At 71.9% G+C, this 3368-nt stretch carries 3 protein-coding genes and 1 tRNA gene; all 4 read right to left on the bottom strand.

The window, feature by feature from the left end:
* On the bottom strand, positions 1-1087 hold a 1087-nt coding region (locus tag EIO58_RS14805; protein ID WP_127820165.1), incomplete at its 3' end, for an alanine racemase.
* An 84-nt stretch (positions 1088-1171) separates the two neighbouring features.
* A tRNA-Leu gene (locus EIO58_RS14800) sits at positions 1172-1245 on the bottom strand.
* A gap of 70 nt (positions 1246-1315) precedes the next feature.
* Positions 1316-2731, bottom strand: coding sequence for an NAD(P)/FAD-dependent oxidoreductase (locus EIO58_RS14795; RefSeq protein WP_446723933.1), 1416 nt, complete (start codon positions 2729-2731; stop codon positions 1316-1318).
* A 21-nt stretch (positions 2732-2752) separates the two neighbouring features.
* On the bottom strand, positions 2753-3368 hold a 616-nt coding region (locus EIO58_RS14790), incomplete at its 5' end, for a S8 family serine peptidase (protein ID WP_164861741.1).

The raw sequence follows: 3368 nt of genomic DNA, 5'->3' as shown, positions 1-3368 counted from the left end.
GACCTCGGGCGGCGTCGCCGCGCAGCGGCGTCTGCACCTCGCCCGCCCCCTCCCGGGGCGCCATGCGCAGCCCCTCCGGCCACACCGGTCGCGGCTGCCGCGACTCGAGGGCGGGTCCCGACGCGATCCATCCGCCGCCGAGCACGGTCGCCACCTCCGACGCGGGCTTGCGCACGACGTCGAGGGCGAACGCGGCAGACGGTGCAAGGTCGAACGCGCGGTAGCCGTCGAAGAGGTGGCCGGCCAGCAGCCCGCTTCCGGCGGTGAGCTCGGTGACGGACTGATCGGATGCCGTGACCTCGAGCGACCCGGTTCCGCCGCCGTTGACGAACTCGAGCGGTGCGATGTCGCGGAGGGCGGTGACGATCGCCGCACGGCGGTCGAGCAGCTCGGCCGCCGAGCGGCGCTGCATCCAGCGGATGACGGCGTCGCCGGAGCCCGTGGCATCTCCCTGCCCGGCGATCTGCGCCTCGTACATCATGAGGCCGACGAGCCGGAACCCTGGCCGCGCGGCGATCGCTCGCGCGAGCGCGGCAACTTCCGCCGCCTCATGGACGGGCGAGCGGAGCACGCCGATGTGCCCGAGCCCGGGAGCGCGCCATGACGCGTCGGCGTCGATCGCGACGCGGAGGACGGAGCGGTTGGCGGGGCCCACGACCGCGTCGACGAGATCGAGCTGCGCGACGTCGTCGATCATGAGGGTGATCCGAGAGGCGGCGACCTCGTCGCCGGCGAGGGACGCGATCGCCGCACGATCGGCCGTCGGATAGCCGAGGACGACGTCGTCGTGCGTGTCGGCGAGCCACAGCGCCTCGGGCAGGGTGAAGGCGAGGATGCCCTGGTACCCCGGCAGCGCCAGCACCGCGTCGAGCACCTCCCGCACGCGGACGGACTTGCTCGCGACGCGGATCGGCACTCCCCCGGCGCGCACCACGAGATCGAGGGCGTTGAATCGCAGCGCCTGGAGGTTGATCGCGGCGACGGGGCCGCTCACCGCCTCGAGGGCACGGGTCATGGCGCCCCAGTAGGACGCCGGATCTTTCCAGGGCTTCGTCCCCGGAGGGACGGACAGCAGGTCAAGGCTCATACGGCCCGCTTCGGGTGCGCGCGCATGCGCTCCAGCCTAGAGCCCGCACGGCACCGCTCCCGACGAAGCGCGGGGTGCGTCGCGTACCCCCGGTGGGATTCGAACCCACACTGTGGCGAGTTTAAGTCGCCTGCCTCTGCCGGTTGGGCTACGGGGGCGATCGCCTTCCGCAGGAACGCGAATGCCGCGACCCATCCTCTCAGACCGGTCGCGGCATCCGTTCGAAGCTCAACTGCCCGCTGCCACCTTCTCGGCGGGCTTCTTGCGCGGGGCCGGCTTCTTGGCGGGCTCGGCCGCCTCGACCGGCTGCGGCGGACGCGGGCGTGCCGCGAACTCCTCGAAGACGTAGCGCGGGCTCTGGACCGTCGACAGGTTCACGAGGTCGCGGCCGAGCCAGAAGTTGTTCCACCAGCCCCACAGCACGCGCCACTTGCGCTCCCACGACGGCATCGCCAGGCCGTGGTAGCCGCGGTGCGCGAGCCAGGCGATCGGACCCTTGAGCGCGATGCTGCCCGACTGGAACACACCGACCCACAGGCCCAGGCCCGCGACGGCGCCGAGGTTCTTGTGGACGTAGTCGCGCGGCAGCTCGCCGCGCAGCACGGCGACGAGGTTCTTCGCGAGGAGCTTCGCCTGGCGCACGGCGTGCTGGGCGTTCGGCACGCAGTAGCCGCCGACACCGCCGCCGGTGAGGTCGGGGACGGCCGACACGTCGCCGGCAGCCCATGCCCCCTCGACGATCTCGTCCTCGGTGCCCACGCGAAGATCGGCGCGGGTGCGGATGCGACCGCGCTCCTCGACGGGGAGGTCGCTGCCGCGAACCACCGTGGGGTTGGCCATGACGCCGGCGGTCCAGATGATCAGGTCGGTCGGAATGACCTCACCGGTCGACAGCTCGACGTTGCCGCCGACCGCGCCGGTGACCTGGGTGTCGAGGTGCACCGACGCACCGCGCTGGGCGAGGTTCTTCAGCACCCACTCGCTCGTCTTCAGCGACACCTCGGGCATGATGCGCCCCATCGCCTCGATGAGGTGGAAGTGCGTGTCGTCGAAGGTGAGCTGCGGGTAGCTCTTGACCAGCGACGAGGCGAGCGAGCGCAGCTCGGCGAACACCTCGATGCCGGCGAACCCGCCGCCCACGACGACGACGGTCAGCAGCCGGTCGCGCTCGGGACCGGGAGGCAGGACCGACGCCTTGTCGAAGTTCGACATGAGCTTGTCGCGGATCGCGACCGCCTCTTCGATCGTCTTGAGCCCGATCGCGTTGTCGGCGATGCCGGGGATCGGGAAGGTGCGGGAGACGGCGCCGGCGGTGACCACGATCTGGTCGTAGGCGAACTCGTACGGCTCGCCCGCGATCGGGGTGATCGTCGCGACCTTGTTCGCGTGATCGATGCCGGTCACCTTCGCCGCGACGACGTCGGTGCGCTTGAGGTGACGACGCAGCGCGACCACGGAGTGGCGCGCCTCGATGGACCCCGCCGCAACCTCGGGGAGGAACGGCTGGTATGTCATGTACGGCAGCGGGTCGACGATCGACACCTCCGCCTCGCCCCTGCGCAGGGCCTTCTCGAGCTTCCAGGCGGTGTAGAAGCCTGCGTAGCCGCCACCGACGATGAGGATCTTGGGCACGGTGTTGGTCACGAGTGGAGAACTCCTCCTGTGTCAGCGGCTCGGCGCGCGGGACGCCAATCGGATGCGTCGGGCAGCTGCGGTGACGCCGAGCGCCACCAGTATAGCCGCCGCCGTGAGCACCGAGAGCGGCAGGGTGCCGTAGAGAAGCGTAGTGCGATCGGGCAGCAGCGGCGACTCCGCCGGCGTCGCGGGCTCGGCGTGCGGCAGCGGCGGGACCTCCGCGGTCGGAACCGGCTCGGGCGGCAGCGACGGGTTGTCAGCGCGCCGGTAGAGGCGCACCCACTCCTCGAGGCTGCCCATCGGGTTCTCGGTGACCGCCGGGACGGACGCCGACACGGCGGCCGCGGCATCCACGAGTCCCTGACCATACAGGAGCGGGTCCGGCACCGAGGCCGTGCCGGGCGCCGGGCGTGCCGTCTCGAGGATGCGGTTGATGACGTTGCTCGCGTCGAGATCGGGGTGCGCCGCGCGCACGAGCGCGGCGATCCCGGCGACGATGGGGGCAGCGCCGCTCGTGCCGTCCCACAGCACGAGGCGCCCGTCGGGCGAGACGCCGATCAGCTTCTCGCTGGGCGCGGCGACGCCGATCGTGATGCCCTGCGTCGAGGCATCCACGCTCGCCCGGCCCTGCGGGTCGACGCCCGCC

It is taken from the genome of Microbacterium sp. CPCC 204701, from assembly GCF_004010105.1.
GTDB lineage: Bacteria > Actinomycetota > Actinomycetes > Actinomycetales > Microbacteriaceae > Microbacterium.
This window is presented reverse-complemented; position numbering and strand designations above follow the sequence as displayed.